Below are 23,272 nucleotides of genomic sequence, written 5' to 3'. Positions count from 1 at the left end.
CCGCTTTGCGTGCCACCAGTAAGGAGGTGTCGACTGCGTCGTCGGGTTAGGACCGGGGTTCGACGATCTGCACGGCGGCGTCGTCGTCGGGGAGCTTGGCTCCGGATTGAGCCGCGAACGCCTCGTGCAGTCGGTCGTACGTGTCCTCCAGCGCCTCGACGATCACCTTCGTCTCGCCGATCACCGCCATGAAGTTGGTGTCTCCGCTCCAGCGCGGCACGACGTGGGTGTGGAGGTGGTCGTCGATCGACCCGCCCGCGGCGTCGCCGCCGAGGTTCAATCCCGCATTCATTCCGTCGGGGCCGAACGCGGCGTCGAGGGCGTCGATCGTCCGCTGCTTGAGTCGGGCGTGATCGAGCAGCGTCTCTTCATCGAGCTGTCGGTAGTCGCCGGTGTGGTCCCGCGGGATCACCATGACGTGGCCGGGGTTGTACGGGTAGTTGTTGAGCAGGACGAACGCCCGCTCGCTCCGGGCGACGATCCGGTTCTCGCGGTCGGCCGACTGCTCGGGGAGCGCGCAGAACGGACACCGGTCGTCGCCGCCGTCGCCGTCGCGCTCCACCCATTCGATCCGCCAGGGTGCGAACACCTGTTCCATACCCTCACTGTTCGCCCCGGCCGCATAGTTGCTGTGCGACGCCCCGAGTAGGCTCGACGTCGTCGCTGATACGAAACAACCACTCCCAAAGTTCTATATTTATATCTTTCTACCAAACATCAGTCTGAAGTGAAACGGGTTGTTCTAAGTCGTTTTTGAACAATTTCAACGGCTCTCGTACGTTCTCGTGGAATACCCCGTTGCCGTACCGCAATTAATCCCTTAAATTGGGGTCAACTGAGTAGGGTTTTTATGTGGAGGTGGTATGTAGGCGAAGGTAGCATGGCAACGACAGATGACTCCTTCGACGGGCTGAGAGAACACTGCGACGACTGCGATAGGAAGACCTTACATCAGGTTTCGGTACAGATCAGGACGGAGAGCCGCAAGGAAGAGAACGCGCAGTTCTCTCGCGAACCGTACCGCGTGTCCGAGTGCCAGAACTGCGGCGCCCGGTCCAGCCAGCGGATGAACAACGCGTGAGCGTTACTTCGTCGTCACTTCGCAGCCGTCTTCGGTCACGATGATCGTATGTTCCTTCTGACTCACGAGCGCGCCGTCATCTTCCTTTAGCACCGGATACCCGTGGACGATGTCCTCGGACTTGAGTCGGCGGAGTGCCATCTTCGCTCGGCTCGTGTCCAGCCAGCGCGTCGCGAAGGGGAGCGTCTTGAACTCCTCGGTGATCTGTTCGAGCGCCTGTCGAGCCTGGCGGTTTCGGACCGACCCCTCGCGTTCGAGCGCAAAAATCTCCTCGTCGCTGCCCTCGTTGACCTTGCCCGTGCCGTCGGTGGCGAACGGCTCGATGGCGACGACGTCGCCGACCTCCAGCGTGGTCCCTTGCGAGACCGACCGGTTCGGAATCGTCGGCTCGGTGTGCTGTTCCCAGTGGCCCAGTCCGTGGCCGGTGAGGTTCACGACGGGGTTGTAGCCGTACCCCTCGATCACGTCTTCGATCTCGGCGCCGATCGTGCCCGTCTCGATGCCCGGCTCGATGATGTCGAGAGCGGCGTCGAGCGCTTCGGCGGGCGCCTCGGCCAGCTCGGGATTGCCCGAGAGGTCGACGGTGACTGCGGTGTCGGCGAGCCAGCCGTCGACGTGGACGCCGATGTCGAGGTTGATCATCTCCTCGCCGAACGTCGTCTCGTCGCCGGCGCCGGGCGTCGCGTGGGCGGCCTCCTCGTCGATGCTGATGTTGACCGGGAACGCCGGCTCGCCGCCGAGCTCGCGGATGCGGTCCTCGGCGTACTCGGCGATCTCCAGGTGGCTCGCGCCGACCTCGACGCGCTCGGCGGCCTCCTCGCGCACCTGCGCGAGGATCTCCCCGGCCTCCCGGTGTTTCTCGTACTGCTCGGCGTCCAGATCGACGTCGCTGTCTGCCATACCGTGGACGTGGTCGGAAACGGGCAAAGGCGTTACGCAGTGTCCCCGGTCGCGAACCGCTACGCGTCGCCGTTCGCGTCCGTCCAGCGACAGTCCGGGCAGTCCGCGAGTCCCTGCACGTTCACCAGCGCGCTCCTGCAGGCCGGACAGCGGCGTCGACCGTCGCGTCGGTGCCCACTCATCGGGCGAACGATTGGGTTCGACGATATTAAAATTTCGTCTCGACGATCGTCGTATTTCCGGCCGGGCCGGGTAAGGCTGGCCCTCCGGCGGCGCCGGGAAGTTCGCCCGGATTACTTTCGGCGTCGGGACGCCGGAACGCGATTCGCCGATCGGATCTCCGAGTAACTGTAGCGAACGGAACCGGTTCGTTCGCTTGTAGGTGTCCTCGATGGGGCGCCGTCGTTTCCGCGTCGGCGTCGCGGAACTACCCAATGGGGCCGGCACTTGCCGGCAGGAAAGCCGACGTTAGGCCGTTCACGAACGTTTCGTCTCCATGTGAAATTTCATCTAAACGACGCAGATCTCTCTGTGGGTCCTCTAGATGTCCTAAAATTGCTAAACGGTCGAACCCGTTTATCCCCTTGACGGACGGACATATCGGTGGCGCCAGCATGAGAGCTACATTGCACAAACTTGGAGTCGTGTTCGTCGTCGTGCTCGTCGCGACCGGCGTGGGGGTCGCCGGGATCGCGGGCGCGGCGGGCGACGCAGGATTCCAGCAAGACGACGGGACAGACACGGTCGACGACGGCACAGACGCGACCGTCCAGAACGCCAGCGCCGGTACGGTCGAACTACAGGACGCCACCCTGCACGACGTGACCATCGAACAACTGGACGTCCAGAACGTCCAGCTGGGCGACGAGGCGAGCGACGCCGCGGCGTCCGACGGCCAGGGGACGCTGCTGTTCGAGGGCGTCCACTTCGAGAGCCTCTCGCTCGAGGACGTCTCGATGGAGGATCTCGAAGGCGAGACGATGGCGTTCGAGATGGAGAATCACTCGAACGTGGGGAATCAATCGAACGTGTCCGACGGTCAGCGCCTGACCGTCGAGAACACGACGATCGAGCAGATGAGCGTCGAACAGCTCGCGATCGAGCAGCTCACCGTCAGCGGTCAGATGGACGACGCCGGGATGCAGAACGACACCGGTGACGACGGGAGCCTCGGCGACGACAACGAATCCGACGACGGCGACATCCTCGACGGCGACAACGAGTCCGGGGACGACGCCGCCGACGAAATGAACGAGTCCGGAATGAACGAGAGCGACGAGATGCGGATCCACTCGCTCACCGTCGAGCAGTTCGACGTCACCGAGATGACCGTCGAGCACATGTCGGCCCAGTCGATGCAGATCGGCGTCGACACGCAGACGGACGGTCAGATCGCCGCCGGCACGCAGGACGAGTCCGGCGACGACAACGCCACCGACGACGGAATCCTCGGCGGCGATAACGAGTCGGTATCGCAGAACGAAACCGACGCCGGCGGCAGCCAGATGTCCGGCGTCCAGAACGTCACGATCGAGCAGCTCAGCGTCGAGAGCGTCACGGTCGGTAACGCCAGTGCGCACAGCTGGTCGATCGATAGCGTCTCGCTCGGCGGCATGGCCGACGACGCGACCGACGACAACGAATCGATGGACGAGGACGGGATCCTCGGCGACGACAACGAATCCGACGACGAGGCGAACGCGACTGACGATGACGACGTGATGGTGGACGAGGACAACGCTACGGACGACGACACGATGATGGACGAGGACGACGAGACTGACGGCGAGAACGTCACGGACGACGGGAACGCGACCGCGGACGACGAGGATGCGACTGACGACGACGCGACCGACGGCGAAGACGCGGACGACGAGCAGGCGGTGCTAGTCGCGACCCCGGCCAGCGGCGAGGGGCCGATCCTCGTTGCGGCGCCGGCGGCCTCCGCGAGCGCAGCCTGATCGTCGACCGCCCGCTTCGAATACGACTTTTTTCGACCCGCGCCGCCGGTAGCGACGGCCCCGATCTCACTCCTCGGAGCGGGCGGCGCTGGTCTGCATCGCCGCGCTGTTGAACGCGCTACCGAGGCCGCCGTCGCGGTCAGCGACGATCACGCCCGCTTCGGCGTCGGTCTCCGCGTCGAACGCGTCGATTGCGCGATCCGCGGCGCCGGCGGCGTCGACGCCGTCGTCGAGCAGCCCGACGGCCCGGCGCGCCAATCCGTTCGTCGCGATGGCCTCGCCGGCGCCGGTCGCGCTCGCGCCGCCCGACGGCGTCGCGAAGAAGCCGCTCCCGACCTGGGGAACGTCGCCGACTCGGCCCGCCAGCGCGTACCAGCGCCCGCCGGTCGACGTCGCCGCGGCGACCCGCTCGCCGTCGGTCGCCACCGCGCCGACGGTGTCGTGGTCCGTGGGATCGCGGTCCGGCGCGTCCCCACCGTCTGCATCTCGATCCCGGTCGTCGTCGCCTTCGGGCATCGCCTCCCCGGTCGCGCCGAAGTGGTCGTGGATCCACGGGAGTTGCTCGCTCGGCGGGCCCTCGGGGGGCGCCGTGCGATCCCAGCGCTCTCTCGTTCGATCGGTCAGAAGATCGACCCCGGTCTCGACGCCGTAGTCCTCCGCGAGCGCGACGGCGTGCTCGCCGCTGAGCAGGACGTGGGGCGTCTCTTCGAGGACGATCCGCGCGACGCTGACCGCCCGCTCGACGCCGGGCATCGAGCACGCCGCGCCGACTGCGCGCTCGCTCGTCATGATGCCGGCGTCGGTCCGGACCACGCCGTCGCTCTGGCGGGCCCCGCCGGTGCCGGCGTTGAACCGCGGCGAGCGTTCCAGCACTCCCACCGCGGCGTCGACGGCGTCGAGCGGCGCCGACGCCTCGGCTCCGCGGTCGGCCGCGCTGTCGAGGACTTCCTGGCGCTCGTCGGGTTCATCGGGTCGGTCGCCCGCGCCACCGTGAACGATCACCTGCATACGTCTCCATCTCGGCGCCGCATCCTTGATAGCTCGGCCAACTCGGGGTCGAGTAAGTTTTGCACGACAGCGGCAAATGGCAGCCCTTTTAGCCCCGACAGGATACCGTAGAAACGACCATGAGCTACGACAGAGTCGAAGTCCCCGACGACGGTGAGAAGATCACCGCCTCGGACGCCGAAGGACAGGAACTCGACGTCCCCGAGAACCCGATCATTCCGGTCATCCACGGCGACGGGATCGGCAAGGACGTCGGCCCCGCCGCCCAGCAGATTCTCAGCGCTGCCGCCGAAGCGACAGGACGCAACATCAGCTGGATGCGCGTCTACGCCGGCGAGACCGCTCGCGAGAAGTACGACGAGAACCTGCCCGACGAGACCGTCGAGGCGATCCGCGAGCACCGCGTCGCGCTCAAGGGCCCGCTGACGACGCCCGTCGGCGCCGGCTTCCGCTCGCTCAACGTCGCGCTCCGCCAGACGCTGGACCTGTACGCGAACGTCCGCCCGACCTACTACCTCGACGGCGTCCCGTCGCCGATGAAGTCGCCCGAGGAGATGGACATGGTGACGTTCCGAGAGAACACCGAAGACGTCTACGCCGGCATCGAGTGGGAGGCCGGCACCGACGAGGTCGAGCAGGTTCGCGACTTCGTCGAGCAGGACATGGGCTTCGACTCGACCATCCACGAGGGCCCGGTCGGCATCGGCATCAAGCCCATCACCGAGAAGGGTTCCAAGCGCCTCGTCCGCGAGGCCATCGACTACGCCCTCGAGCACGACCGCGACAAGGTCACGCTCGTCCACAAGGGTAACATCATGAAGTTCACCGAGGGGCAGTTCTCCGAGTGGGGCATGGAGGTCGCCGACGAGGAGTACCCCGACGAGGAAGTCTTCGCCGCCCCCGACTCGCTGTGGGAGACCCAGGAGGACATCGACATCCCCGAGGGCGCCGTGATGGTCGAGGAACGCCTCGCCGACGCGATGCTCCAGTGGATGCAACTGCGCACCGACGAGTTCGACGTCATGGCGATGCCGAACCTCAACGGCGACTACCTCAGCGACGCCGCCGGCGCCCAGATCGGCGGCCTCGGCATCGCGCCGGGCGCCAACTTCGGCGACGCCCGCTGTCTCGCCGAGCCGGTCCACGGCTCCGCGCCCAAGCGCGCCGGCCAGGACCAGGCCAACCCCTCCGCGATCACGCTTTCCGGCGCCCTGATGTTCGACTACATCGGCTGGGAGGACGCCGCCCAGCTCGTCAAGGACGCCGTCGAGGAGACGATCTCCTCGGGCAAGGTCACCTACGACCTCGAGCGCAACCTCGAGGACGCCGAGAAGCTCTCGACCAGCGAGTACGCCGACGAAGTCGTCAGCAACATCGAGAAACTCTCGTAGAGAGCTTCTCGGGCTCTGGCGGCTTCGCCGCCAGAACATCGAGAAGTTGTCGTAAACAACTTCTCGGACGATCACTCTGCGATTTTCTTTCTGCCGTCGCCCCGGTAGCCGCGGCGCCGACGATCTCTCCCCCGGTCGGGCGTCGTCGTAACGTTCTCGCCGCTTCGCTCACTACGTCACCTTCATGACCGAAGTTCGCGTCGCGGCCGACGAGTCGTCGCGCGAGGACGCGTTCGCGGTGCGCCGGACCGTCTTCGTCGACGAACAGGATGTCGACGAGGAACTGGAGTACGACGAGCACGACGAGCCGGACGCCGATGCCGTCCACTTCGTCGCGTACGACGGCGACGAGCCGATCGGAGCGGCGCGGCTCCGCTTCCCGACTCGCGGCGTCGGCAAGGTCGAACGCGTCGCCGTGCTGGCGTCCCGCCGCGGCGACGATGTCGGGCGCGACCTGATGGACGCCGTGCACGCCGCGGCGCGCGCGCGGGAGCTCGAAACACTGAAACTCCACTCCCAGACGCGCGCCGCGGGCTTCTACGAGCGGCTGGGCTACGAAGCTCGCGGCGAGGAGTTCGAGGAGGCCGGCATCCCCCACGTCGAGATGCGGCGGTCGCTATCTACGGATGCGTAACCGTCACTCGTCGAGTCGGCCGAGGTCGCCCCGAAGTTCCTTGCGGGCGATGTCGCGGACGAACAGCTGTACTCGCTCGACGAGTTCGTCCCGATCCTCGTAACTGACGACCCGCGCGTCCCAGCGGTCTCGAACCGCCGCGATCATGGCGCTGCGGACGCCGGACTCGTGGGCGAAAACCACTCGCTCCCGGTGGTCGCCGGGACCGTCGGTGAACAGCGCTTCTAGTACGGAACCGACCTCGATTCCGACGCCGAGATTGTCACCGACGCGAGGAACGACGTACACGACCGCGTTGCTGGCCTTCGAGAATGCCACGCTCTGGGTCGCGGCGTCCATCTCCTCTAGTGGGACATCGATGTCGATCGCGAGGAACGCGTTCACGCCGACGTCCGTTCGCAAGGAGTCGCGAACCTCTAACAGCAGATCGAGCGCCGCTTCGTCACGATCCATCTCCGGTTCGGCGTCGACCAGCGTTCCGAAGTCTATCGATGCCGGCACTGACTCGGGGTCGGTCGTCTCCCGGAGCACGTCGGGATCGAACGCCTGGTAGGGTCCCATCACGTAGACCAGAAATCTCCCGTACGGCAGGTCGCCGAGTTCCGACACGATCCGATCGCGCATGCTGCGACTCTCTCCCGTCGAGCTTATAAATGTTGATGTAATCAGTAGATGCTGAGTCAGGGAACGCTTATGCGATCCGGGAACGAACACTGTCGTGAGTAGCATGGCAGAGAGTGGACCCCCAGCGCGCGGCGATGACGACCGTCCGGAGTCGTCGATTCTCCCCGAGCGGAGCATGCTGTCGCTGGATCAGTACCTCGCGATGCAGCGTGCCGTGGGCAACGAGACCCGTTTCCGCGTGCTCGACGTGCTGGTCGACGACGGACCCCACAGCGCCGCGGAACTGCGTGAAGCGCTCGATGTCGAGTCCAACACGTTGCACTACCACCTCGACGAACTGGTCGATGTCGGCCTCGTGGAAAACCGGAAGCGCAAGACGCCGGACAGCGAGGGGCTGTACTCGTACTACCGCGCGACCTCGCTGGGCGAGGGCATCTTGACCCGCGGCGTCCGTGAGCTCATGCGCGAGGAGCGGGACCTGCTGGACGCCTACGGTCGGTAGCTCAGTCCTGCCAGTCGGGGTCCGTCCGGGGCGGGCTGAACACGTCGACGCCGACGACCGGCTCGTCGCCCCTGTTTTCCGCGGCGTGCGCCTCGCCGCCAGCGAGCGCGTACGTGTCGCCCGGACCGACCGCGCGCTCGGCGCCGTCGGCCAGTACAAACGTCAGCGTCCCCTCGACGACCAGCCCCGTCTGCTCGTGGGGATGGCTGTGCTCGGGAACGACCGCGCCCGGTTCGATCTCGAAGCGCTGGAGGTTCATCCGATCGCCGCCGGCCAGCAGCGACAGGTGCACGCCTTCGACGGCCTCGGTTGGCTCTTCGTCCGCGGGAGAGACAACGTCCATGACGGGCCCTACCGGGGTATCCCACCTAAGCGTTCGGGCGGCGGCGTCGCCTCGTGCGTTCTGGGGCGCGGCCGATCTCCGTCTCGCGTTCGCCGGCGGTGGCGTTATTAGCGACCGACCGGTACGACGACGCATGTACGCGGTCGTCGGGTGCACCGACTGCAGCGCGCTCTGGCTGGTCGAGGGGCGCCAGCAGACCGCCCAGTGCCAGCGCTGTGGCAAGACCCACCAGTTCGAGAAGCTCAAGAAGTTCGTCGAAACCGACGACGAGGACCACGCCCGCGAGGTCCGGGCGTCGATGCTCGCCAACCGGCAGGACCACGGCGAGGCGTTCGCCGAGGTCGACTCTTTTGCCGAGCTCGAATCGCAGGTCGACGAAGCGGTCGTCGACGATACGGAGTACCTGGAGGGATCGGGCATCGACGCCGACGCGGTCGACGAGGCGGCCGACCGCGCGATGGAGCGATCCGCGGGCGGCGGCCAGAGCCGCAAGGAAACCGTACTCGACGGGCTCAGAACTCTGGAAGAGCCGACAGAGGACGACGTAGTCGCGTACGCCGGCGAGCGCGACGTTCCCGCGGAGTACGTCCGCGACAGTCTCCAGAAGCTCGCCCGGCGCGGCCGCGTCTCGAAAAGTCGCGGCGTGTATCGACTGCTGTGACCGGCGGCGGTGGACCGGCACCGCCTACGGTGCTTGGAAGGCGGTCCAGATCGAGACGATCAGGGCGACGATCCGGAGCACGCGCTTGAGGAGGGCCAGCCAGCGGTAGCGTCGCTCGCAGGCGCAGCGCTGCTCGTCGGGAGCGTCGTCCCGGCGATCGGTTGCTGTCATGGATGGGCGCGCCCGCCGGGGCTCCCCGTGCGGACGCGTCCGGACCTACCGGCCGATTTGCACTAAAGGCAAGCCTTGAACGCACGGTGAAAGTGAAACTAGTTGCGAGTCGCCATCGCCACGCAAATCCTTCAACAGTGGAGAAAACGGAGAAGTTTCAGTTTCACCGGTCGATGTTCCGTATCGACGCCAGTGAGAGCGCCCCCGTCAGCGCCCGAGGTCCTCGTGCGCGCTGGAGAGGTGGCGCGACGCCAGCGCGGCCAGCAAGGAGAGTTCGCCCGCGAGCGCGCCGACCGCGATGATCTCCGCGAGCGCGTCGGCGTTCGACCCCGGCGGGTCGCCGCCGCCCCGGAGGTCCAGCACGTCCAGCGCCTCGGCCTGCGTCGGGAGCTTCGTCCCGCCGCCGACCGTTCCGACTTCGAGGCTGGCGATGCTGACGCTGGCGTACAGCGCGTCGCCGCGGTCGTCGATCGTCGTGATCGCGTTGGCGCCCTCGACGACCTGGGCCTCGTCCTGCCCGGTCGCGAGGAACGCCGCGGCGACGACGTTGGCGGCGTGGGCGTTGAACCCGAGGCTGCCGGCCTTCGCGCTGCCGACGAGGTTCTTGCGCGTGTTGGCCTCCGCGATGGCTTCGGGCGTCGTGCCGAACCGCTCCTCGACGAGTTCGCGGTCGAGTTCGACGTCGGCCGTGACGGTACGCCCCCGCCCCTCGATCGCGTTGATCGCCGCGGGCTTCTTGTCCGAGCAGAGATTGCCCGACAGCGCGACGAGCTCGGCGGGCGTCTCGGCCTCGATCACGTCGCAGGCCTCGCCGGTGGCGATTGTGGCCATGTTCATCCCCATCGCGTCCTTCGTGTCGTAGGCGAAGCGCAGGTAGACCGAGTCGCCGACGACGTAGGGGTCGACGCCCAGCAGCTCGCCGTGGCTGGTCGTCGACTCGGCGGCCTCGCGCAGTCGGTCCTCGTTGTCCGCCACCCAGTCCACCACTTCCTTGCCCTCGACGACGCCGTCGACGCGGAACACGGGCGCGCGGGTCATCCCCGAGTCGGTGATCCGGGCGTCGGCGCCGCCGGCCGAGCGGATGGCCGAGCAGCCGCGGTTCACGCTGGCGATCAGCGCGCCCTCGGTCGTCGCCAGCGGGAGGTGGTAGTCGCCGTCGGCCGCGCCGCCGGCCACCGGGACGGGGCCGACGACGCCCATCGGCACCTGCGCAGCGCCGATCATGTTCTCGACGTTCGGTTCCGCGTCTTCGGCGTCGAACGCGTACTCGCCGACCGTCGTCAGGTCGGCACCGGTCTCCTCGGCGACGTAGCGCCGCCGGGCCTCGGCCGCGGTCTCGTGGTCCGCGTGCTCTTCGAGTTCGTGCAGGCGAACGTCGCCCTCGCGAACGTGCGCCGCGAGGTCTGCGGGATCGGTCATGGTTCCCCCGTGGCGTGCCCGGCCCCTAACAGTTGCTCTTCCGGGTCCCGATGCCCTTTTGCCCGCCACGGGCGTACGGCCGACCGATGAAGCTGGGCATCCTGGAGTCGATCACGTTCGTCGGCACGCTCGCGGTGGCGATCCCGATGGTGTACGCCGGCGGCAGCCTCTATCTCGACGGGAACACGATCGGCCTGCTGTTCGTCGCGCTCGGCGTCCTGCTGGTCGTCGCCGAACACGTGCTCACGACGCCCCAGGACCTGCCCTTCGTCGCCGTCGAGAAGATGGTCGGCGGCGTCCTGCCGGATCCCGACGAGTCGGACTCCGCGGACGAGGAGTAACGCGGCCGAACTGCTACTTTTTCACCGCCATCGACGTCGAACAGTCGCCGAGCAGTTCGACGTCGCCCTCGCGGACGACGGCGATGTCGGCGAGTTCGACGTGTCCGCGTTCGGGATCGGAGAGCCCGGGTCGGATCGCCAGCGCGGTCCCCGCCGGAAGTTCGCCGCCCGACGAGAGCCGCGGCGCCTCCCGGCGTTCGAGCCCGACGCCGCCGCCGAGTTCGTCGAGGACGACCTCGGACTCGGGGCCGGCGTCGAAGCCGTAGGCGCCCAGTTCGGCGACTATCTCGCCGCGCACGGACGCCGACGCCGTACCGGCGCCCTCGGCGAGTTCCGCGAGCGCGGCCTCCCTCGAATTCCGCACCGCGACGTTCGCACGCCGCTCCCACCCGCCGTCGCCGTCGACGACGAGTGTGCGCGCGAGACGGCCGTGGTACCCCGCCGGTTCGCGCGGCGCGACGGCGACGGTGATCGTCGCGGCCGGGCGGAGCGGGACGGCGTCGGCATCTTGGAGTGAGCAATCAGTCGGCGGGCCGTCGACGCCGACCCGCGTGTTTCGCGCCGGATCGCCGCCCGCGTTCGCCATCGCGGCGTCGATTTCGCGGCGCAGTCGCTCGGCGGTCAGTTTCTCGCCGTCGCGCACGAGCCAGTCGCCGTCGACGGTCGCCGCGCCGAGCACCGCACGGGCACGCTCGATCCCCGTACCGGCGATCGACTGGGCGCGCTCGACGCGGGCCAGCTCGGCGTCGGTCTTCCGTTCGCGCGCTCGCGCGACGGCGTGGGTCGACGCCAGCTCGTAGCCGGCGCGCTCGACGTACAGCGCGGCGTCGTGCCCGATCGTCGGGGGCGTCAGGACCGTCCCCTCGACGCCCCGCTCGGCCAGCGCGTCGGCAGCGGTCTGCCCGGGGTGGCGCCGCTCAGGATCGAACGAACGGATATCGTCGCCCGGAAACGCGCTCTCGGCACGGTCGGCGACCGCCCCGGGGAGACAGAGGAGCGCCTCGTCGGCAGTCAGCACGAACGCGCTCCGGCGATCCGAGCCCAGGTTGCCGGAGCAGTACGAAAAATCCGGGTCGCGTCGGTCGCCGACGTGGACGAGCGCCGCGGCGTCGGCGTCTGCGACGCTACTCGCCAGCCGCTCGTAGTCGGGCGTCGGAGCGACCGCCATCCCCTTACTGGGCCTCGACGGGCTGGCGGGCTCTGGTGAGCAACTCGTCGATCGGCTCCTCGCTGGGCTCGTCGCCCAGGATGACGTCGATCGGCAGCGTCGGGGCGCCGTCGACCAGATTTTCGAGGAGCACGAGTCGCTCGCGTGCGCGGCTCATGCCGACGTAGAACACGCGGCGCTCGTTTTCGGTCAGCGTCGGGACCGGGTCGGTCGTCTTGGTGAACTCCTCGCAGCCGGGCACGTCGCTCGGGTCCTCGACCGTCGCGGCCATCTGCTCGACGACCTTCTCGGTGAGGTCCGTCCCGACGAACACGTGGTCGGCCTCGCGACCCTTGGCGCTGTGGATCGTGCCCACGCGGACGCGCTCGGGGTCCATGTCGAGGTACTCGCCGACCGCGAAGTACGACTTGATGCTTTTGGACTGGAAGCTCGTGATCTTCCGGGACATGTCCGACGCCGACGCCGGGCCGGGCATGAACGGGACGTGCTCGGCGATCAGTTCGGGCTCGATCGTCAGATCGACGAGGTCGTCGACGCCGGCTTCCTCCTCGCGCTCGTCGATGGCGTCGAACAGCGCATCGCGGTCGTTCGAGCCGAACGCCGAGTCGGCGAGCATGTCGGCCAGCCGGCGGGCTTCGAGCCCGTCGATCGGTTCGTCGGCGTCGATCGACTCGACGGCGCTGACGAACTGGCTGAGTCGGTCGGTCCACATCCGCTGGTCGGTCAGGCAGCTGAAGGGAATCCCCTCGGTGATGAACTCGTCGATGAAACGGAACATCTGGTAGCGCGCCCGAAACAGCAACATTACGGTCCCGTCGTCGTCCTCCTCCAGCGTCGAGCGGACGTTCCGGACCAGATCGAGCATCGAGGGGCTCTCGATCCCTTCGACGACGCCGCCCTCCTTGCGCGGCTTGAGGTCCTTGTCCTGGCGCTTGTCGATGTGGCGAATTTCTCGGTTGACCACGTTGAGAACGTCGGAGGGCAGTCGGTAGGAGTTGGGAAGGATCACGTCTTCGTCGACGTCTTCGTCGAGCAGCAGGGCGGGATCGGCGCCCTGCCAGGAGTAGACGACCTGGTCGTCGTCACCCGCGATCAGCACCTTCTCCATGTGGGGTTTCCACTCCTCGTAGACGTCGTACTGCAGGGTCGTGATGTCCTGGAACTCGTCGATCACGAGGTAGTCGACGTTCGGGAGCAGCGAGCGCTGCTTGACTCGTTCGAGCATATCAGCGAAGCCCGTCAGGCCGTGGTCGCCCTTGTAGTTGCGCCACCCCCGGATTGCTTCGGGAACGTCGATCCGCTCGTCGTCGCTCGGCCAGGTCGGCGTGTACTTGTTGCCCTCCTGGGCGTTCGGGTCGATCTCGGGGGGCAGGCGTACCTCCTCTTCGTCCCACTGGAAGGGAACGTCGTACCAGTCGGCGACGTCGCGGCGGGTCCGCTGGAGCCACTGGCTGGTCGCGATGATCTTGTTGCCGAGCGTCGTCGATCGGGCGGTTCGGCGGCCGGCGCCGCCGTACTCGTCCTCGAACTCGATGCCGAACTCCTCGCAGAAGTCGCTCTTGTCGGACTCGCCGACTACGTCGCCCCGCGAGAGATCCAGCAGTTCGTAGGCCTTCGCGTGCATCGTGCAGACGTTGCCCTGCAGCGCGCGCGGGTTCTCGTCGATTCGCTCCGCGAGGCGCTCGCGGATCTCCTGGGCGGCCGCTCGCGTGTAGGACACGACCAGGACGTCGCGCACGTCGACCGAGTCGTCGTCGAGCAACTCGTCGACTCGGTCGAGGAGGGCCGTCGTCTTACCGCTCCCGGGACCGCCGAACAGCCGGGTCACGGTCGCATCGGCGTCAGTCATTACAATGGGTAACGCCACGAAACCCCATAAGCCTCTGGGTTCGCCCCCGAGAGCGCCGTAATTTAGTTGCCACGTGGCGAGCGGGCCTTTCGCACGTCGCTACCGTCGCGGATCTTGTCCTCGCACTGAGGGCAGACGCGCGGCTCGTCGGTTCCTCTGGGCGTGAACACTCGCGCGTACGCCCGCGTCACGAACGCGTCGCAGTTCTGGCATCGAGGCATTTCTATCTCCACCGCTACCTGAGGAAATAATGAGTTATAATACTGTCGACGCTATCGGGTATTCAACTAGTTACTACGGCGAGAATAAACCGGTGGTGGCGAAACGACTCGACCCGCCGGTCAGTCGTCCGCGACGGTCGGGCCGGTCGGCCCCCAGCCACAGACCGAACACTCCGCCGCGTCGGTTTCGTGAAGGCCGCCGCACTCCGGACACTGCTTCTTATTATAGCTCCGCTCCCATCCCACTGTCTCCGTCTCGTGACCGCGACGCGATAGGAAGCTGTCGAGCACGTCGTCGCCGGCATCGTTGGGTGCGGACGCCATACAAGGTGTGTCAACGCACACCACGCACTTAAAATGTGGCACTGTGACAGAGGTTGCCAGTTACCGTGCCAAGCGTAGCTACTCGGCCGGGGATGTGCAACGATCACCCGCCTTCCGGCGATCAGAACGGCACTCGAAGATCAGAACGGCGCGTCGGCGTCGCCGGACGCCGAACCAGGGCCTTCGTCGCTTGCTCCCGCCCGGTCGGTACCGGCGTCGTCGCGGCCCGACGCCAGGTCGTGGTCCCACGCGCGGACGCCGCCGTCGAGGTTGTACACGTCGGCGTCGTCGTCGACTCCCTCGTAGGATTCGAGCATCCGGGCGGCTTTCTGTGAACTCTTGCCGATCGCGCAGGCGACGACGATCTCGTCGTCCCAGTCGATCTGCTCGACTTTGCGGGGCAGTTCCGGGAACGGGACGTTCTCGGCGCCGGGGATGTGGGCCTGCCGGAACTGCGTCGGCTTCCGGACGTCGACGATCTGGGGCGCGTCGTCGTCCTCGATCCGCTCGGCGATCTCGTCGGGCGTGACGTCTTCGACCATCTGACTCCCCGTTGGGCGCTGTGGGGGGTAAAGGGCTTCGACAGCGGCGCTCGCCGATCGTCATCGTACCCTCGGTCTTAAGCGAGTCTGCCCACAATTCCCCGGCATGACCGACCTGAACCTCGATCCGGCCCAGCTGGACCGGTACTCCCGGCACGTCATCATGGACGACGTGGGCCCCGAGGGCCAGCGGGACCTGCTGGACGCCGCCGTGCTGGTGATCGGTGCGGGCGGCCTCGGCTCGCCGGCGATCCAGTATCTCGCGGCGGCGGGCGTCGGCCGCATCGGGATCGCCGACGACGACGCCGTCGAGCGCTCGAATCTCCAGCGCCAGGTGATCCACGGCGACGCCGACGTCGGACGGCCGAAGGTCGACAGCGCGACCGAGTTCGTCGCCCAGCTCAACCCCGACGTCGACGTCGAGACGCACGAGACGCGCGTCACCAGTGAGAATATCGACGCGCTGCTGGCGGAGTACGATCTCGTCGTCGACGGCAGCGACAACTTCCGGACGCGCTACCTCGTCAACGACGCCTGCACGCTGGCCGGCGTCCCGTTCACGCACGGCGCCGTGTTCCAGTTCGAGGGCCAGATCACGACGTTCTCGGGCGACGACGCCGCTCCCTGTTACCGCTGCCTGTTCCCCGAGGCGCCGCCTGCTGGGACTGTCCCGGACTGCGAGACGACGGGCGTGCTCGGCGTGCTCCCCGGCACGGTGGGCTGCCTACAGGCGACCGAGGCGGTCAAACTGCTGTTGGGACGGGGTGATCCCCTGGAAGGGCGGCTCGTCGTCTACGACGCGATGGACATGTCGTTCGAGACAGTCGAGTTCGAGAAGAATCCGGACTGTCCGGTCTGTGGCGACGAGCCGGCGATCGCGTCGGTCGCCGACGTCGAGTACGCCGAGCGCTGCGCTATCGAGCGGTAACTCGCTGGTAACCGGGAGAACGGTAGCCGCGCCTCAGTCGTCGGTCTGGGCCGCGACGTCGTCGGGGATCTGCTCCGCGATCTCGTCCGGGATGTCGGTCGACACGCCGGTCGGCAGGTCCCCGGCTTCCTCGTCGAGCAGCTCGCTGACGAACGCCGGCGGGCCGTCTTCGCCGCCGAAGTCCGGGTCGAACAGCTGGAGCGCGGTGTTGATCGTCGTCCAGTCGTCCTCGGCAGCGGCCTCGCGCAGGCTCTTGGTCGGCGGCGCCAGCAGCTTGTTGACCAGCGCGTCCGCCATCGCTTCGAGGACTTCGCGCTGGGCCTCGGGCAGTTCGCCGTCGGCCTCCGCGGCGAGCTTCGAGGCGGCCGTCGAGACTTCCTGGGACTTGATACGGTCGGCGCTCTCGTACATCGCGGCGATCACCTCGTCGGCGCGCTTGCGCTTGTACTGTTCGAGCAGGCGCTCGAACTCTCGATCGATGATCGCCTCGACCTCGTCGACGGCCTCGCGGCGGCGGCGCTCGGTCGCGTCGGTCACCGACTGGAGGTCGTCCAGATCGAAGACCGAGACCGGCGACAGCTCCGCGACTTCCGGCGCGACGTCGCGGGGCTGGGCCACGTCGACGACGGTCGTCTCGCCGCCGTCGGCGAAGGCGTCGGCGTCGAGCAGCGGATCGTCGCTGGCGGTCGTCGTGACGACCAGATCGGCCCGCGCGGCGACCGTCTCGGCTGCCGGCAGGGCGACCGCGCTGGCGTCGGTGTCGACCTCCTTGGCGACGTGTTCGGCGTGCGGGACGGTGCGGTTGGCGATCACCAGTTCGGCGACGTCGCGGTCGGCCAGCGACTTGGCCGCCAGCGTCCCCATTTCGCCCGCGCCGACGACCAGCGCGGTCGCGTCCTCGATCGCGAGCTCCTCGGTCGCCAGCTCGGCGGCGGCGCTGCCCAGCGAGAGCACGCCCTCGTTGAACGCCGTCTCCGTGCGGACGCGCTCGCCCACGTGGATCGCCTTCGTGACGGCCTCGTCGAGCATCGGCCCGATGCCGCCGACGCCGCGGGCGTCCTCGTAGGCCGTGCGGACTTGGCCGATGATCTGGTCCTCGCCGAGCACGAGCGACTCGAGACCCGCGGCGACCCGCATGAGGTGCTCCAGGCTCTCCTCGTGGTCTGTGTACACCACCGAGTCCTCGGAGACCTCGTCGGCGAACCCGCCGAGCGTCGCCTGGCCGACCGTCGGGTCGTCGGTGACGACGTACGCCTCCGTGCGATTACACGTGTGGAGCGCGAACGCCTCCTCGACGCCGGGCCGGGCGAGCAGGCGCTCGACCTCGGCTCGCTGGTCGTCGGCGCCGGCGGCGGCGACCTCGTCGACGCTCGCCCGCTTGTGGGCGACGCTAACGCCGGTGATCACGCCCGATCCGGTCAGCATGGCGTTTCACCGGGCTCCCCGCCCAGTTCCTCGTTGATCACGTCCCGTGCCACTTGACGGTCATTAGTGTCTCCGGTACGTAAAGCCTTCCAAACGCGCGACGATTGCACGACTGCCCTGATCGCCGCCCGACGTTCGTCCGGATCGTCCACGTCGGCTTTCAGCTCTGCGCGCAACTTTCCGGTCAGTTCGGCCATCGCGCCCGCGCCCTCAAGGTCGCTTTCAATCTCCTTGCGGAGCTGCCGGGAGAGCGCCGGACTCGTCCCGCCGGTCGCGACCGCGGCCACGACCGGATCGTCCCGCACCGTCGCGGGGACGACGACGCTGCCGGCGTCGCGCGACCCGCTGCGGTCGGCGCGGTTGACCAGCGCCCCGCGGTCGCGGGCGGCCTCGGCGGCGGCCTCGTTGACGGCCTCGTCGTCGGTCGCCGCGACGACCAGCGCCGGCTCGGTCCGCTCGACCCACTCCCGGGTTTCGTCGGGATCGGGCGCCGCGCGGACGAGTTCGCTGTCGCCGAACGCCCGATCGCCGAACTCGGGGCCGAGCACGATCACGTCGGCCTCGCGGGCGAATCGCCGGGCCTTCCGGGCGCCGACGCTCCCGCCGCCGACGACCAGCACCGTCGCGCCCGAAAAGTCGTGGAGTAGCGGTATCATCTGGGTTCTCTCGATCGTACGCCTGGTTTGTCTCTCCCCCACTCGCCGGTTTGCCCGAACACGTTCGGTTACTCGCTCCCTCCGGTCGGCGTCGGCTCGGGCTCGCCGTCCGTTCCTGCCTCGCCGTCGGCGTCCGTCTCGGTGTTCGCGCTCGCGCGCTCGTCGATCCTGATGCCGGTCTTCTTGAGGATCTGCGTCGAGAACAGCGTGTCCCAGTCGTCCTCGCCAACCGTCCAGAACTCGCTCATGCGCTCGCGGACCTGCTCGACGCGCTCGGCGCTCTCGTCCTCGCTGCGCCCGTGGGTCATCGCGAAGAAGTTGTACGGCCAGACGCCGTCGTGGCGCGGGCGCTCGTAGCAGTGGGTGACGAAGGGCAGGCTCGCGATCTCGGGGCCGACCTCGTCGACTTTCTCGTCGGGAACGTCCCAGACGGTCATCCCGTTCTCGGTGTAGCCAAGCGCGTAGTGGTTCGGGATCACGCCGACCCGCCTGACCTTGCCCTCGGCGTCGAAGCGCTTGATCGTCTCGCGCACCCACGCGGGCTCGGCGTCGATCGCTTCGGCCACGTCTGCGTACGGCGTCGCGGTGATCGGCAGCCCGTCCTGGATTTCGAGGACGAGGTCGCGCTCGGCGGGCGTCAGGCTATCGCGGCCGCTCGGCGTCACGTCGGGGCCGAGATCGGACAGATCCACGTCGCCCTCGGGGATCGGCCCGTCGACGTAGAACTTCGCCTCGACGCGGAACTCCTGTTGCTTGGGCAGGTTGTACGTCTCCTGGCCCGTCTCGGCCTCGATGTCTGCGAGCACCTCCTCGACGCGGTCGGGGTCGGCGACCGACACCACGAACCAGACGTTGAGGTGTGGGTGCTCGCGCTCGTAGTTGTGCGCGACTTCGCGGTGGTCGTTGACGGCGTCGACGACCTCGTCGAACCGGTCTTCCGGGGCGTGCATCGCCACCAGCGTCGCGGCGCCGCCGATCTCCTGGGCGTTGATCAGCGCGCCGAAGCGGGTTAGCGTGCCTTCTTCGTCCAGCTCTTGTACTCGCGCCAGCAGTTCGTCGGCGTCGAGATCGACATCACGCTCGCGCAGCGCGGCGGCCGCCGGCTCGAAGGGCTCTTCGACGACCGGAAATCCGCCCTGGAACGCGTTGACGATGGCCCGATCGCGCTCGTCGAGGCCGACGTCGGTGGTCATACTCGGAGGTCAGGACCGCCGGTGCATAAGCCCCTCGGCACGAGACGGCGTGACCGATATCGACGGTCGCAGCCCGCCGCTCGCCGCCGTCGGACGCCGCGCTACTGCCGGACGTACAGAGTCAGGACGCCGAGTACGAGCAGGCCGATCCCCCACCACAGCGAGTCGCCGGGGAGCACTTTCAGTACGAGCGTCACGATCCCGGAGGACAGCAGTGACCAGCCGACGGTAGTCTGGTAGGACATACGGGCCCTACCGCGTCCCGACAGTTAGTTTTCAGGGCAAACGACGTCGGTCGCCGCGGCGCGGGGCGTACTGTCGACGCGCGGGCGTGACGTCGCAGCGGCGTCGCGACGCCGCTGCGGGACGGTCGCCGCTGCGGGGTCGCTCGCTGTTGCAGAGATGGTCGCCGCTCGCCCGGATTCGCCCGAGACGTTATCACGGCGCCGGCCCCACGAACCCACATGAGCGGCCGCTATCGCTTGACGAGCGTCGACACGGTCGAGGACGAGGGGTCGTGGCTGTTCACGGTCCGCGACCAGCACGGCAACGACGAGGAGTTCTTTCTGATCCCCTGCGCCGACGACGACCGGCCACCGGTCGAGGCGTGGTTGAACCGCTGCACACACGAGGCCCAGCCCCTCTACCGCGAGGGCGTCGGCGCGATCGTTCGCGACGGCGGCGTCGTCTGCCCGAAGCACGGCTCGATGTTCGACACCTGCTCGGGCTACTGCGACAACGGCGAGGCCGCCGACACGACGCTCCCGGGCGTCGAGATCGACGTCGAGGACGGGCAGGTGTACCTCGTCGACGACGACGTCACGTTCCTGCGCGCGGGCCCGAGCCGCGACGACGATGACGACGACGGCCCGGGGTCTACGTCACACCTGCAGTTGTAGCGGTTCAGATGTCGATGTGGTGGACCGCCTCGGGGGAGAGCATGCGGTCGGTCGGCAGTTCGATCCACCCGTTCGCGAGGATTCGGAGGGCTCCTTCGTGCAGAATCGTTTCCTGCTCCATGTCGGCGTACACGACGGCGTTCTCGTACTCCTGTACGAACTCGTCGGTCAGCTCCTGCCAGACCGGTTCGGTCGAAACGACCATGCTCCTACGTCCGGCGAGCGAGACAAAGTAGTTACGAGCGTCCGGACGTGGCGCCGTTCTATTCGCCTTCGACGCCAGTCACGTCGAAGCCCAGCGCCTCGATATCGTCCAGAATCGCCTCGTGGTCCGCGCTGGCCTCGTAGTAGATCACGATGTCGAAACTGCCCTCGCGGAGCAGCTGCTGGCACTCCCAGACGAACTCCTCGTCGTCGAGGGTGAGCCCCTGGTGCTGGTTCGAGGAGAAGTCCGAGTCGTCGTTGCCCGAGTAGACGAACGTGTCCTTCGGGTCGATGCCGGAGTGTTCGGCGATGATCTCGCCGACGTCGATCGTCGCCTGCATCATGTCGATCTCGTCGTCGCCGTCGAAGTCGGTGTGGACGATCGCGCCGTTGAGATCGACCTCGCCGGGTTCGAGCAGTCGCTTCGTGCGCCGGTAGAGCTCTTCGTCGAGTACCTCGGCCATACGCGAACTTGCTCCAGCGGCGGTAAATCGCTCACGGTCTGGCGCTCGCGTCTCGAAGGCGTGACGCCGCCCGCGAGCGAGAGAACGGAGGGTCCGTCGCGGTCGGTCGCAACGCCGTCGCTATCGGACGCGAAATACGGAAAAGCTCGCTGCACGGGCGGACCGGCGGACTAGGTCCACTCGACGCCCGGAACCGCCTCCGCGGCGTCGGCCACCTACAGGCGAACGAGGTTCTTCGCGCGCGGGCCCTTGTCGGCCTGCTCGATCTCGAACTCCACTTCCTGTCCTTCCTCGAGGTCGGGACCGCCGACGTCTTCCATGTGGAAGAAGACGTCCTCGTCAGCCTCGTCGGTGTCGATGAAACCGTAACCGCCAGTGTCGTTGAAGAAATCAACTTCGCCTTTCGCCATTGCATGTACCCAGAGGAGCCACGAGCATAAAAACGGTGCGGGTTAGATTTATGTAGGATGATCGTTGCGGCTACTCTCGACTGCACTCACGGCGGTCGGCGCCGATGCGGCTACGGAAAGACACATGTGTGACCGCCCTGACCGATCCAGTAATGAGAGAGTGGTTCGGGCGGCGAGTCCGGTCGGGGTACGAGCGACTGCTCCGACGGGAGATCGAGGGGGTCCCGACCCACGTCGCGGTTATTCAGGACGGCAACCGGCGCTACGCGCGCCAGAACGGCGACGACGCGACCGAGGGCCACGAACACGGCGCCGAGACGACCGAGCAGGTTCTGGAGTGGTGCCAGGAGTTCGGCGTCGAGGAGCTGACGCTGTACACGTTCTCGACCGAGAACTTCGACCGACCCGAGGACCAGCTCGAAGCGCTGTTCGACCTGATCGAAGGGAAGCTCCGCGAGTTCGCCGACGCCGACCGCGTCCACGAGAACGGCGTCTGTATCCGCGCGCTCGGCGACGTCGACCGACTGCCCGAGCGCGTCCGCGACGCCGTCGACTACGCGGAGGGCCGGACCGAGGGGTACGATCGGTTCGTCCTGAACATCGCGCTCGCGTACGGCGGCCGTGCGGAGTTGCTGTCAGCAGCCAGTTCCGTGCTCGATGACGTCGACGACGGGAGCATCGCACCCGACGACATCGACGTCGCGACCGTCGAGGAGCGCCTCTACGAGCGACCGGTCCGGGACGTCGACTTGATCATCCGGACCGGCGGCGACGAGCGCACCAGCAACTTCCTGCCGTGGTACGCCAACGGGAACGAGGCCGCCGTGTTCTTCTGTACGCCGTACTGGCCCGAGTTCCGGAAGGTTGACTTCCTGCGTGCGATCCGGACCTACGAGCACCGTCAGGAATCTTGGCGGACCGCCAGGGCTCGCCGCGCGCTCGCGCTCCTGCGAGCGACCGGTAGCGCCGAACTCGACGAGGCGAGAAGCGTCCTCGACCGGTTCCGCGACGCGCTGCCCAGCAACGAACGCGAGCAACTCGACGTCGAGGAGTTCGACGCCGACGATCGGGCCGCCGACTGACCGGGCGTATTCCGCTTCGCCGTGCTCACCTCGCGTCGCTCAGCGTCCAAACTTCCGGAAGACTCGCTTCGCTCGCCGTCCGGCGTTCGGCCGATTCACTTCGTTCACCGACCGAACTTCCGGAAGACCGGTTTGCTTGTCTTCCGGCGTTTGAACGCTTCGCTGCGCTCAGCGTCCAAACCGCCGCTTCCGATTCTTGTACTCCCGGATCGCCCGGAGGTAGTCCCGCTTGCGAAAGTCCCGCCAGTTCACGTCCGTGAAGTACAGCTCCGAGTACACCGACTGCCAGATCATGAAATCCGAGAGCCGCTCGGCGCCGGTCTTGATCACGAGGTCGGGCGCGTCAGGGAACACGAGTCGCTGCTCGACGTCCTCCTCGGAGATCGCGTCGGGCTCCAGGTCGCCCGCCTCGACCTCGCCGGCCAGCGATCGCACGGCCGTGGTGAACTCGTGCTTGCCGCCGAGCCCGATGCTCACCTGGATCGGCGCGTCGGCGCGCGACCGGTCGTCGGGCCCGCGCACGGCCATCTCCCGCGGCGCAGTGACATCGCTCAGCGACCGCTCCAGCGTCGGCACGGCGGCTTCGTCGAGCACGCTGACGTACACCGTCACGCGCTCGGCGCCGTATTCGAACGCCCACCGGAAGAACGTCTCCAGCGTCTCGTAGGAGCCCCGCTCCAGCAGGTCGCGCTCGGCGACGACCAGGGCGACGTGGTCGGGCGGCGGCGCGTCCTGCCTGCGGACCCGCAACGCGAGATATCGGTCGTACAGTCCCACGACCGATGGTTATCGGCCACGCTGGTAAATGATGCGACCGCCGCCGCGACTGTGCCCTCGATGCACGCGAATTTCAGATCGGACGCGCGTCCCC

General features: G+C 67.6%; 31 protein-coding genes. 10 read left to right on the top strand and 21 right to left on the bottom strand.

Features of this window, described 5'->3' with window-relative positions; translation table 11 throughout:
• Nucleotides 1-46: 46 nt before the first annotated feature.
• Entirely contained in the window at nucleotides 47-598 is a 552-nt protein-coding gene (locus NO931_RS18940) for an HIT family protein (RefSeq protein ID WP_256393927.1), read from the bottom strand.
• A 282-nt stretch (nucleotides 599-880) separates the two neighbouring features.
• Here NO931_RS18940 and NO931_RS18935 point away from each other — a divergent pair, with 282 nt between their 5' ends.
• Complete coding sequence (locus tag NO931_RS18935) at nucleotides 881-1,081, top strand: DUF7835 family putative zinc beta-ribbon protein (protein ID WP_256393926.1); 201 nt, start codon at nucleotides 881-883, stop codon at nucleotides 1,079-1,081.
• A 3-nt stretch (nucleotides 1,082-1,084) separates the two neighbouring features.
• Here the strand turns inward: NO931_RS18935 and map are convergent, their stop codons facing one another.
• Nucleotides 1,085-1,981, bottom strand: a complete 897-nt coding sequence (gene map, locus NO931_RS18930; protein WP_256393925.1) for a type II methionyl aminopeptidase — start codon at nucleotides 1,979-1,981, stop codon at nucleotides 1,085-1,087.
• Nucleotides 1,982-2,040: 59 nt separating this feature from the next.
• Complete coding sequence (locus NO931_RS18925) at nucleotides 2,041-2,163, bottom strand: hypothetical protein (protein ID WP_256393924.1); 123 nt, start codon at nucleotides 2,161-2,163, stop codon at nucleotides 2,041-2,043.
• Between the two features lie 432 nt (nucleotides 2,164-2,595).
• Between NO931_RS18925 and NO931_RS18920 the strand changes: the two genes are divergently transcribed.
• The gene (locus NO931_RS18920) at nucleotides 2,596-3,942 is read left to right on the top strand and encodes a hypothetical protein (RefSeq protein ID WP_256393923.1); all 1,347 of its coding nucleotides are present in this window, start codon (nucleotides 2,596-2,598) and stop codon (nucleotides 3,940-3,942) included.
• 66 nt (nucleotides 3,943-4,008) lie between these two features.
• Here NO931_RS18920 and NO931_RS18915 read toward each other — a convergent pair whose 3' ends face one another.
• Nucleotides 4,009-4,950, bottom strand: a complete 942-nt coding sequence (locus NO931_RS18915; RefSeq protein ID WP_256393922.1) for an isoaspartyl peptidase/L-asparaginase — start codon at nucleotides 4,948-4,950, stop codon at nucleotides 4,009-4,011.
• Between the two features lie 119 nt (nucleotides 4,951-5,069).
• Between NO931_RS18915 and icd the strand changes: the two genes are divergently transcribed.
• Together icd and NO931_RS18905 are read left to right on the top strand one after the other, a co-directional pair.
• Nucleotides 5,070-6,341: an NADP-dependent isocitrate dehydrogenase gene (gene icd, locus NO931_RS18910; protein WP_256393921.1), complete on the top strand. Its 1,272-nt coding sequence runs from the start codon at nucleotides 5,070-5,072 to the stop codon at nucleotides 6,339-6,341.
• A 184-nt stretch (nucleotides 6,342-6,525) separates the two neighbouring features.
• On the top strand, nucleotides 6,526-6,975 hold the full coding sequence (locus NO931_RS18905; RefSeq protein ID WP_256393920.1) for a GNAT family N-acetyltransferase: 450 nt from the start codon (nucleotides 6,526-6,528) through the stop codon (nucleotides 6,973-6,975).
• A 3-nt stretch (nucleotides 6,976-6,978) separates the two neighbouring features.
• Here NO931_RS18905 and NO931_RS18900 read toward each other — a convergent pair whose 3' ends face one another.
• Entirely contained in the window at nucleotides 6,979-7,599 is a 621-nt protein-coding gene (locus NO931_RS18900; protein ID WP_256393919.1) for a DUF7509 family protein, read from the bottom strand.
• Nucleotides 7,600-7,702: 103 nt separating this feature from the next.
• On the opposite strand from NO931_RS18900, the gene NO931_RS18895 reads away from it, so the two are divergent.
• Nucleotides 7,703-8,101, top strand: a complete 399-nt coding sequence (locus NO931_RS18895) for a winged helix-turn-helix domain-containing protein (protein ID WP_256393918.1) — start codon at nucleotides 7,703-7,705, stop codon at nucleotides 8,099-8,101.
• 1 nt (nucleotide 8,102) lies between these two features.
• On the opposite strand, the gene NO931_RS18890 is transcribed toward NO931_RS18895, so the two are convergent.
• Nucleotides 8,103-8,444 (bottom strand): cupin domain-containing protein, encoded by a 342-nt coding sequence (locus tag NO931_RS18890; protein WP_256393917.1) that lies wholly within the window; start codon nucleotides 8,442-8,444, stop codon nucleotides 8,103-8,105.
• Nucleotides 8,445-8,577: 133 nt separating this feature from the next.
• Between NO931_RS18890 and NO931_RS18885 the strand changes: the two genes are divergently transcribed.
• Nucleotides 8,578-9,105: a DUF5817 domain-containing protein gene (locus NO931_RS18885; RefSeq protein ID WP_256393916.1), complete on the top strand. Its 528-nt coding sequence runs from the start codon at nucleotides 8,578-8,580 to the stop codon at nucleotides 9,103-9,105.
• Between the two features lie 24 nt (nucleotides 9,106-9,129).
• Here the strand turns inward: NO931_RS18885 and NO931_RS18880 are convergent, their stop codons facing one another.
• Both NO931_RS18880 and hmgA read right to left on the bottom strand, forming a co-directional pair.
• Nucleotides 9,130-9,276 (bottom strand): hypothetical protein, encoded by a 147-nt coding sequence (locus NO931_RS18880; RefSeq protein WP_256393915.1) that lies wholly within the window; start codon nucleotides 9,274-9,276, stop codon nucleotides 9,130-9,132.
• Nucleotides 9,277-9,483: 207 nt separating this feature from the next.
• Complete coding sequence (hmgA, locus tag NO931_RS18875; protein ID WP_256393914.1) at nucleotides 9,484-10,695, bottom strand: hydroxymethylglutaryl-CoA reductase (NADPH); 1,212 nt, start codon at nucleotides 10,693-10,695, stop codon at nucleotides 9,484-9,486.
• 86 nt (nucleotides 10,696-10,781) lie between these two features.
• Between hmgA and NO931_RS18870 the strand changes: the two genes are divergently transcribed.
• The gene (locus NO931_RS18870) at nucleotides 10,782-11,036 is read left to right on the top strand and encodes a DUF7533 family protein (protein WP_256393913.1); all 255 of its coding nucleotides are present in this window, start codon (nucleotides 10,782-10,784) and stop codon (nucleotides 11,034-11,036) included.
• 13 nt (nucleotides 11,037-11,049) lie between these two features.
• Here NO931_RS18870 and NO931_RS18865 read toward each other — a convergent pair whose 3' ends face one another.
• The 5 genes from NO931_RS18865 to NO931_RS18850 all read right to left on the bottom strand — a co-directional run bounded on the left by NO931_RS18865 (nucleotide 11,050) and on the right by NO931_RS18850 (nucleotide 15,140).
• A complete protein-coding gene (locus NO931_RS18865; RefSeq protein WP_256393912.1) occupies nucleotides 11,050-12,204 on the bottom strand; it encodes a M24 family metallopeptidase in 1,155 nt (384 codons plus the stop codon).
• Nucleotides 12,205-12,208: 4 nt separating this feature from the next.
• Complete coding sequence (locus NO931_RS18860) at nucleotides 12,209-14,053, bottom strand: UvrD-helicase domain-containing protein (RefSeq protein ID WP_256393911.1); 1,845 nt, start codon at nucleotides 14,051-14,053, stop codon at nucleotides 12,209-12,211.
• 62 nt (nucleotides 14,054-14,115) lie between these two features.
• Nucleotides 14,116-14,274, bottom strand: coding sequence for a DUF7563 family protein (locus NO931_RS20945; protein ID WP_445668789.1), 159 nt, complete (start codon nucleotides 14,272-14,274; stop codon nucleotides 14,116-14,118).
• Between the two features lie 120 nt (nucleotides 14,275-14,394).
• The gene (locus NO931_RS18855) at nucleotides 14,395-14,598 is read right to left on the bottom strand and encodes an HVO_0416 family zinc finger protein (protein ID WP_256393910.1); all 204 of its coding nucleotides are present in this window, start codon (nucleotides 14,596-14,598) and stop codon (nucleotides 14,395-14,397) included.
• Between the two features lie 140 nt (nucleotides 14,599-14,738).
• Nucleotides 14,739-15,140, bottom strand: a complete 402-nt coding sequence (locus NO931_RS18850) for a rhodanese-like domain-containing protein (RefSeq protein WP_256393909.1) — start codon at nucleotides 15,138-15,140, stop codon at nucleotides 14,739-14,741.
• Between the two features lie 106 nt (nucleotides 15,141-15,246).
• Here NO931_RS18850 and ubaA point away from each other — a divergent pair, with 106 nt between their 5' ends.
• Nucleotides 15,247-16,068 (top strand): SAMP-activating enzyme E1, encoded by an 822-nt coding sequence (gene ubaA / locus NO931_RS18845; RefSeq protein WP_256393908.1) that lies wholly within the window; start codon nucleotides 15,247-15,249, stop codon nucleotides 16,066-16,068.
• Nucleotides 16,069-16,101: 33 nt separating this feature from the next.
• Here the strand turns inward: ubaA and hemA are convergent, their stop codons facing one another.
• From hemA to NO931_RS18825, 4 genes are all read right to left on the bottom strand, one after another.
• Nucleotides 16,102-17,493 carry a glutamyl-tRNA reductase gene (gene hemA / locus NO931_RS18840; RefSeq protein WP_256393907.1) on the bottom strand — a complete coding sequence of 464 codons (1,392 nt, stop codon included), beginning with the start codon at nucleotides 17,491-17,493 and terminating at the stop codon, nucleotides 16,102-16,104.
• Complete coding sequence (locus NO931_RS18835) at nucleotides 17,487-18,149, bottom strand: precorrin-2 dehydrogenase/sirohydrochlorin ferrochelatase family protein (RefSeq protein ID WP_256393906.1); 663 nt, start codon at nucleotides 18,147-18,149, stop codon at nucleotides 17,487-17,489. The genes hemA and NO931_RS18835 overlap by 7 nt, the downstream gene beginning before the upstream one ends.
• Nucleotides 18,150-18,217: 68 nt before the next feature.
• A complete protein-coding gene (ahbB, locus tag NO931_RS18830; RefSeq protein ID WP_256393905.1) occupies nucleotides 18,218-19,342 on the bottom strand; it encodes a siroheme decarboxylase subunit beta in 1,125 nt (374 codons plus the stop codon).
• Between the two features lie 101 nt (nucleotides 19,343-19,443).
• Complete coding sequence (locus NO931_RS18825) at nucleotides 19,444-19,587, bottom strand: hypothetical protein (RefSeq protein ID WP_256393904.1); 144 nt, start codon at nucleotides 19,585-19,587, stop codon at nucleotides 19,444-19,446.
• A gap of 219 nt (nucleotides 19,588-19,806) precedes the next feature.
• On the opposite strand from NO931_RS18825, the gene NO931_RS18820 reads away from it, so the two are divergent.
• Entirely contained in the window at nucleotides 19,807-20,241 is a 435-nt protein-coding gene (locus NO931_RS18820; RefSeq protein WP_256393903.1) for a Rieske (2Fe-2S) protein, read from the top strand.
• A 4-nt stretch (nucleotides 20,242-20,245) separates the two neighbouring features.
• Here the strand turns inward: NO931_RS18820 and NO931_RS18815 are convergent, their stop codons facing one another.
• From NO931_RS18815 to NO931_RS18805, 3 genes are all read right to left on the bottom strand, one after another.
• Nucleotides 20,246-20,446, bottom strand: a complete 201-nt coding sequence (locus NO931_RS18815) for a hypothetical protein (protein WP_256393902.1) — start codon at nucleotides 20,444-20,446, stop codon at nucleotides 20,246-20,248.
• Nucleotides 20,447-20,504: 58 nt separating this feature from the next.
• A complete protein-coding gene (locus tag NO931_RS18810) occupies nucleotides 20,505-20,909 on the bottom strand; it encodes a DUF5778 family protein (protein ID WP_256393901.1) in 405 nt (134 codons plus the stop codon).
• A gap of 215 nt (nucleotides 20,910-21,124) precedes the next feature.
• On the bottom strand, nucleotides 21,125-21,319 hold the full coding sequence (locus tag NO931_RS18805; protein WP_256393900.1) for a cold-shock protein: 195 nt from the start codon (nucleotides 21,317-21,319) through the stop codon (nucleotides 21,125-21,127).
• Between the two features lie 152 nt (nucleotides 21,320-21,471).
• Here NO931_RS18805 and uppS point away from each other — a divergent pair, with 152 nt between their 5' ends.
• Complete coding sequence (uppS, locus tag NO931_RS18800; RefSeq protein ID WP_256393899.1) at nucleotides 21,472-22,401, top strand: polyprenyl diphosphate synthase; 930 nt, start codon at nucleotides 21,472-21,474, stop codon at nucleotides 22,399-22,401.
• A gap of 168 nt (nucleotides 22,402-22,569) precedes the next feature.
• Here the strand turns inward: uppS and NO931_RS18795 are convergent, their stop codons facing one another.
• Nucleotides 22,570-23,178, bottom strand: a complete 609-nt coding sequence (locus NO931_RS18795; RefSeq protein ID WP_256393898.1) for an undecaprenyl diphosphate synthase family protein — start codon at nucleotides 23,176-23,178, stop codon at nucleotides 22,570-22,572.
• Nucleotides 23,179-23,272 lie beyond the last annotated feature (94 nt).

It is taken from the genome of Natronoarchaeum rubrum (genome assembly GCF_024494695.1).
This window is presented reverse-complemented; position numbering and strand designations above follow the sequence as displayed.